Here is a 6,514-nt window from a genome sequence, read left to right on the forward strand (position 1 = left end):
GAAAACGTCTCGCGGTAGGTCATCGGTTCCGGAGAAGGTGGGGGACACGGGGTGGTGGCATGAGTGTGACGAGGCCGTCGCCGACACCCGTATCCCCGTGACCGCGCCCTGAACGACCGGAGACAATGGACCCCGTGCGCTATCGCATCCTCGGCACCACCCAGGCCCTCCGTTCCGACGGCACCCCGCTCCCGGTCGGCGGGGCGCGGCTGCGTGCCCTGCTGACCGTGCTCGCCCTGCGCCCCGGCCGCACCGTCACTGTGGGACTGCTGGTCGCCGAGGTGTGGGACGGCGACCAGCCCGCCGACGCGCCCGCCGCGCTCCAGGCGCTGGTCGGACGGCTGCGCAGGGCCCTCGGCGCGGACGCCGTCGCCTCCGTGGACGGCGGTTACCGGCTCGTCGCGGCCCCCGACGACATCGACCTGCACCGGTTCGACCGGCTCACGGGCGAGGGAGCACGGGCGCTGGCCGACGACGACCCGGCGAAGGCGGCCGGTGTCCTCGACGACGCGCTCGCCCTGTGGCGCGGCCCCGCCCTCGCCGATCTGCCCGACCGCACCGCCGAGTCGGCGCGCTGGGAGGCCCGGCGCCTGGACGCGCTGCGCTCCCGCCACACCGCCGCCCTCGCCCTCGGCCACGCCGAGCAGTCCCTGCCCGAGCTGACCGCCCTCTGCGACATCCACCCCCTGGACGAACCCCTCCAGGCCCTCCGGCTGCGCGCCCTGCGCGACGCGGGCCGCACGGCGGAGGCACTGGCCGCCTACGAGGACGTACGCCAACGGCTGGCGGACCGCCTCGGCGCCGACCCGGGGCCGGAACTGCGGGCGCTGCACGGGGAGTTGCTGGACCAGCTGCCGTCGGCACCCGCGATGCCCGTCCCGGTTCCGGCCGCCGACGCCGGCCCCCCCACCCCCGGCAACCTCCGCGCCCGGCTCACCTCCTTCGTCGGGCGGGAAACCGATATCGAGGCCATCCGGGGGGATCTCGCGGTGGCCCGGCTCGTCACCCTGCTCGGGCCCGGCGGGGCGGGCAAGACGCGGTTGTCGCAGGAGGCGGCCGAGACCGTGGGGGACGCGGCGCGGGACGGGGTGTGGCTGGCCGAACTCGCGCCGGTCGACGATCCGGTCGATGTGCCGGAGGCCGTGCTCACCGCCGTCGGCGCCCGCGAGACCGTGCTGTACGGGGCCGGCGCGGAGGCGATGCGGGCCGGCAACGAGCGGCACGACGACCCGGTCGAGCGGCTCGTCGAGCACTGCGGCAGACGCCGGATGCTGCTGATCCTCGACAACTGCGAGCATGTCGTCGAGGCCGCCGCCCGCCTGGTCGCGGCCCTCCTGGAACGGTGCCCGCAGCTGACGGTCCTGGCCACCAGCCGTGAATCCCTCGGCGTACCGGGGGAGTTGCTGCGGCCGGTCGACCCGCTGCCCGAGCCCGTCGCGCTGCGGCTGCTCGCCGACCGCGGGGCGGCGGCCCGGCCCGGGTTCCGGGTCGAGGCCGACGAGGAGACCGCCGCGGCCTGCGCCGAGATCTGCCGACGCCTCGACGGGCTCCCGCTCGCCATCGAACTGGCGGCCGCCCGCCTGCGGATGTTGACGCCACGTCAGATCGCCGACCGGCTCGACGACCGCTTCCGGCTGCTGACCTCCGGCAGCCGTACCGTCCTGCCCCGCCAGCAGACCCTGAGGGCCGTCGTCGACTGGTCCTGGGACCTGCTGGACGAGGGGGAGCGGGAGGTGCTGCGGACGCTGTCCGTGTTCGCGGGCGGGTGCGATCTCGCCGCCGCCGAGGCCTTGTGCGGTCCCGTCGCGCTGGACGCGCTCGGTTCTCTCGTCGACAAGTCCCTCGTGGTGGCGGCGCCTTCGGACTGCGGAGGGATGCGCTACCGGCTCCTGGAGACCGTCGCCGAGTACGCGGGCGAGCGGCTCGACGAGAGCGGGCGGCGGGCCGAGACCGGGCGCGCGCATCTGACGTACTACCGCGAACTCGCCCGCACCACAGACCCGTTGCTGCGCGGACCGGGCCAACTCGCCGCCATCGGGCTGCTGGAGCGCGAGTACGAGAACCTGCGCACCGCCCTGCGGCTCGCCGTCGCCGAGCGGGACGAGCAGGAGGGCCTCTGTCTTGTCCTGTCGCTGGCCTGGTACTGGCAGATGCGCGATCTGAAGATCGAGGCCCGCAGCTGGTCCAAGGAGGTCATGGCCCTCGGCCCCGCACCGTTCACCGACCCCGTCCGCCCCGCCCGGCCGGTGTGGCGGCGCTGCACGGACGATCCGCCGCCCTGGACCGGCGAGGTCCTCGAAGAGGCCCGGCGCGGTCTGCATCTGACCCATCTCGCCTGCATGGACACCGAGTTGGACGCCTGGCAGACCCCCGAGGCGCAGGCCAAGCTCCAGGCCGTCGCCCACACCTACGAACCCGGCCAGCCGCAGACCTGCCGGGCCCCCGGCTACCTGTGGATCTTCGCGGTCATGCTCACCGGCGACATGGAGCGGCTGCGGCTGGTCATCGACGAAACCGTGCGCACCTCGCGCGAGACCCCCGGATACGACTGGGAGCTCGCCGCGAGCCTGCAGTGGCGCGCCAACATGTTCGCCAACCGCGTCGACTGGGCGGGCGACGCCATCCGGGACGCCGACGAGTCACTGGCCATCTACGAGCGCCTCGGTGACCTCTGGGGCACCGCGGAGGCACTCTCCGCGCGGGCCGAGGCCCATGAGCGCAAGGGCCGTTGGGACCTGGCGGCGGCCGACTACGAGGCGGGGATCGACATCGCCGCCCGGCTCGGCGCCCGCGCCCAGCAGGCCGTCCTCAAGGCCCGGCTCGGCAGCGTGCTGATGGAGTCGGACCCCGAGCACGGGGAGCGGCTGCTGCGCGAGGTGATCGCCGCCCACGGCGGTGGCCACAACGACGCGATGCCCGCCGCCCGGCTTTTCCTCTCCGCCCGGCTCGCCCAGACCGACCGCATCACCGAGGCACGCGAGCAACTCCGGCTGCTGCGCGAGGAGTTCGGCATCGCCCACTTCATCATCTTCGACGCCTTCATCCTCGGCGCGGAGGCCTTGGTGGAAGCGGCCGACGGCCGCTTCACAGCCTGTCTCGACAAGGTCCGCCAGGCCCTCGGCAAGGCCGAGGACCCGCTGTCCCAGGCCATCGCCCCGCACATGCGCGCCCAGTACCTGCACATCGCCGCCCTCGGCCTGGCCGGTGCGGACGGTGGCGGGCGCGCCACGGACGGGGCGCGCTGTCTCGCGGCCGGCGACGCGATGCTGCCGCCCTCCCATGTTCCGCAGAGCTACGAACGGGAGGCCCGCTACCGGGCCGAGCGCGAGCTGCGCGCCCGGCTCGGCGACGCGGCCTACGCCACGGCGTACGACGAGGGCGCCGGTCTCTCCCCCGGGGAGGCCGCCGCCCTCGTCTGAACCGTGCCGCCGCCCGGCGTCAGCTCTTCGTCCGGAACTTGTGGATCGCCACCGGCGCCATCACCGCGGTGATCGCCACCGACCAGGCGAGCGTCACCCACAGGTCGTGCGCGACGGGACCGCCGATCATGAGTCCTCGGGCGGCGTCCGCCAGCGTGGACAGCGGGTTGTAGTCCGTGAAGGTCTGCAACCAGCCCGGCATCGAGGTCGTCGGCGCGAAGATCGACGAGCCGAACTGGAGCGGGAACAGCACCAGGAAGCCCATCGCCTGTACCGACTGCGCGCTCTTCATGACCACGCCCAGGGTGAGGAACACCCACATGATCGACGAGGCGAACGCGGTGGCCAGCGCGACGGTCGCGAACAGGCCGGGCCAGTTGGTGATGTCGAAGCCGACGGCGACGGAGACGAGCATCAGCACGGTCGTCGCGAACAGCATCCGCATCAGCTCGACGGAGATCTTCGCGAAGAGCACCGAGCCGCGCCCGATCGGCAGCGACCGGAACCGGTCCATGACACCGGAGTTGAAGTCCTGGCTGAACCCGGTGCCGACCCCCTGGGACAGGGTCATGCTCATCATCGCGATCATGCCGGGGATGACGTACTGCACGTACTGGTCCTGGCCGCCGCCCAGCGCCTGCCCGATGGAGCCGCCGAAGACGAACACGAACAGCAGGGTGAAGATGACCGGCATCAGCAGCGCGTCGGCCATCGACTCGGGGTCCTGACGGATCCACAGCAGGTTGCGGCGGACGAGGGCGCCGGTGTGCCGCAGATGCCCGCGCAGCGGGATCCTGACGTCGTCGGCGGGCTTGGCGGTGTCGGCGGGGGTGAGAGTGGCGGCGCTCATACGGCGACCTCCTCGCGGGTCTCGGTGGGCACGGTGTCCTGCGGGGCACTGGCACGGTGGCCGGTGAGGGACAGGAACACCTCGTCCAGGCTGGGCAGTTCGGTGGTGATGGCGGAGACGGTGATGCCACGCGCGGTGACCGCGCCGACCACCGCGGTCAGCTGCTCGTCGCTGAGGATCGGCACCAGCAGGGAGCCGGACTCGGGGTCGACGGTGGTGGTGGCGAGGCCCGTGATGCCGAGGCCGTCGAGATGACCGGCGAGCGGGCGCAGGTGCAGCGGATCGGCGGGCCGTACCCGCAGCGTCCGGCCGCCGACCTTCGCCTTGAGCTCCTCGATGCCGCCGCCCGCGATGACCTTGCCGCGGTCGACCACGGTCAGCTCGGAGGCCAGCTGCTCGGCCTCCTCCATGTACTGGGTGGTGAGCAGCACGGTGACGCCGTCGCCGACCATCCGCTTGACCTCGTCCCACACCTCGTTGCGGGTGCGCGGGTCCAGGCCGGTGGTCGGCTCGTCCAGGAAGAGCACCGCGGGGTGCCCGATCATGGAGGCGGCCAGGTCGAGGCGGCGGCGCATACCCCCGGAGTACGTGCTCGCCGGGCGCTTGGCGGCCTCGGTCAGCGAGAACCGCTCCAGCAGCTCGTCGGCCCGGGTGCGGGCCTCCTTGCGGGGCAGGTCCAGCAGCCGGCCGATCATGTAGAGGTTCTCCCAGCCGGGGAGCTTCTCGTCGACGGAGGCGTACTGCCCGGTGAGCCCTATCACCCGGCGCAGCTGCCGCGGCTGCCGTACGACGTCGTACCCGGCGACCGTGGCACGGCCGGCGTCGGGGGAGAGGAGGGTGGACAGGATCCGTACGAGGGTGGTCTTGCCGGCGCCGTTCGGCCCGAGCACACCCATCACGGTGCCCTCGCGCACATCCAGGTCGACGCCGTCCAGCGCCTTGGTCTCGCCGTAGTGCTTGACCAGTCCCCGCACGGAAACGGCGGTGTCGGCGCCGCTGCGGTTGTTGTCGATTCGCGTCATGCCGAGAACGGTGCCAGGGCCCACCGACAAACGGCCTACAGGTCACCGACAGCGCCGACAGACCGCCGACAGGCCAGCAGCCCGCCGATGGGGGAAGTCGGCGGGCTGCTTCTGTACCGCTGTGGCTCTCAGTGGACGCTGTGCTCCTCCAGCGGGAACGTCCCGCCGACCACGTCCTCGGCGAACGCCTTCACCGCGTCGCCCATGACCGTGCGCAGGTCGGCGTACTGCTTGACGAACTTCGGGACCCGGCCGCCGGTCAGACCGAGCATGTCGGTCCACACCAGCACCTGCGCGTCCGTCTGCGGACCCGCGCCGATGCCGACCGTCGGGATGTGCAGCGTGCGGGTGACCTCGGCCGCGAGCTCGGCCGGGACCAGCTCCAGGACGACCGCGAAGGCACCGGCGTCCTGCACGGCCTTCGCGTCGCGCAGCAGCTGCGCCGCCGCCTCCTCGCCGCGGCCCTGGACGCGGTAGCCCATGGCGTTGACGGACTGCGGGGTGAGGCCGATGTGGGCCATCACCGGGATGCCGGACTCGACGAGGAGCCGGATCTGGTCGTACGACCGCTCGCCGCCCTCCAGCTTGACCGCCCCGACCCCGGCGTCCTTGACCAGCCGGGTCGCCGAGCGCAGGGCCTGTACGGGGCCCTCCTGGTACGAGCCGAAGGGAAGGTCGGCGACGATCAGGGCGCGGGAGGTGCCCCGGACCACGGCCGCCGACAGCATGGTCATCTCGTCCATGGTGACGGGGACGGTCGACTCGTAGCCGAGCGCGACGTTGCCCGCGGAGTCCCCGACGAGCAGGACCGGGATACCGGCCTCGTCGAAGACCGACGCGGTCCCCGAGTCGTAGGCGGTGAGCATGGGCCACTTCTCGCCGCGTTCCTTGGCGAGGGCGAGGTCCCGGACGGTGAGGCGGCGGGTGCCCTTCCCCCCGTACAGCGCTTTGCTGCCGTCGGAGGGCTTGGTCTGGGCAGCCGAAAGCTGCGTCATGGCAACGGCTCCTTCGTCATCTCGAGGCGCCCTGACGGCGTCCCCGGATCCCCTCCATGGTGGCACCTCGTGCCACGCGCGGCCAGAGCGGGTGGCGGGACATCGGTCACGCGTCGAGCGACTCACGTCCGATGCCCTAGGTGTATTGCCCCGCAGGGTTGTTCACACGGTTGATCGGCGGCTGGCCTCCGAGTGCGGTGTGGCAGCGATGGTAGTTGTAGGTGTGGA

General features: G+C 72.6%; 4 protein-coding genes. 1 reads left to right on the top strand and 3 read right to left on the bottom strand.

What is annotated here, in order from left to right:
* Positions 1 to 125 precede the first annotated feature (125 nt).
* Entirely contained in the window at positions 126 to 3,419 is a 3,294-nt protein-coding gene (locus ACIHIX_RS42460) for a BTAD domain-containing putative transcriptional regulator (RefSeq protein WP_399965928.1), read from the top strand.
* Positions 3,420 to 3,438: 19 nt separating this feature from the next.
* Here ACIHIX_RS42460 and ACIHIX_RS42465 read toward each other — a convergent pair whose 3' ends face one another.
* From ACIHIX_RS42465 to panB, 3 genes are all read right to left on the bottom strand, one after another.
* On the bottom strand, positions 3,439 to 4,269 hold the full coding sequence (locus ACIHIX_RS42465; protein WP_399965929.1) for an ABC transporter permease: 831 nt from the start codon (positions 4,267 to 4,269) through the stop codon (positions 3,439 to 3,441).
* Positions 4,266 to 5,291, bottom strand: coding sequence for an ATP-binding cassette domain-containing protein (locus tag ACIHIX_RS42470; protein ID WP_399965930.1), 1,026 nt, complete (start codon positions 5,289 to 5,291; stop codon positions 4,266 to 4,268). Before ACIHIX_RS42470 ends, ACIHIX_RS42465 begins: the two co-directional genes overlap by 4 nt.
* Positions 5,292 to 5,419: 128 nt before the next feature.
* On the bottom strand, positions 5,420 to 6,286 hold the full coding sequence (gene panB, locus ACIHIX_RS42475) for a 3-methyl-2-oxobutanoate hydroxymethyltransferase (protein ID WP_399965931.1): 867 nt from the start codon (positions 6,284 to 6,286) through the stop codon (positions 5,420 to 5,422).
* Between the last annotated feature and the right edge of the window lie 228 nt (positions 6,287 to 6,514).

The sequence above is a fragment of the Streptomyces sp. NPDC051913 genome, assembly GCF_044593635.1.
Taxonomy (GTDB): Bacteria; Actinomycetota; Actinomycetes; order Streptomycetales; family Streptomycetaceae; genus Streptomyces.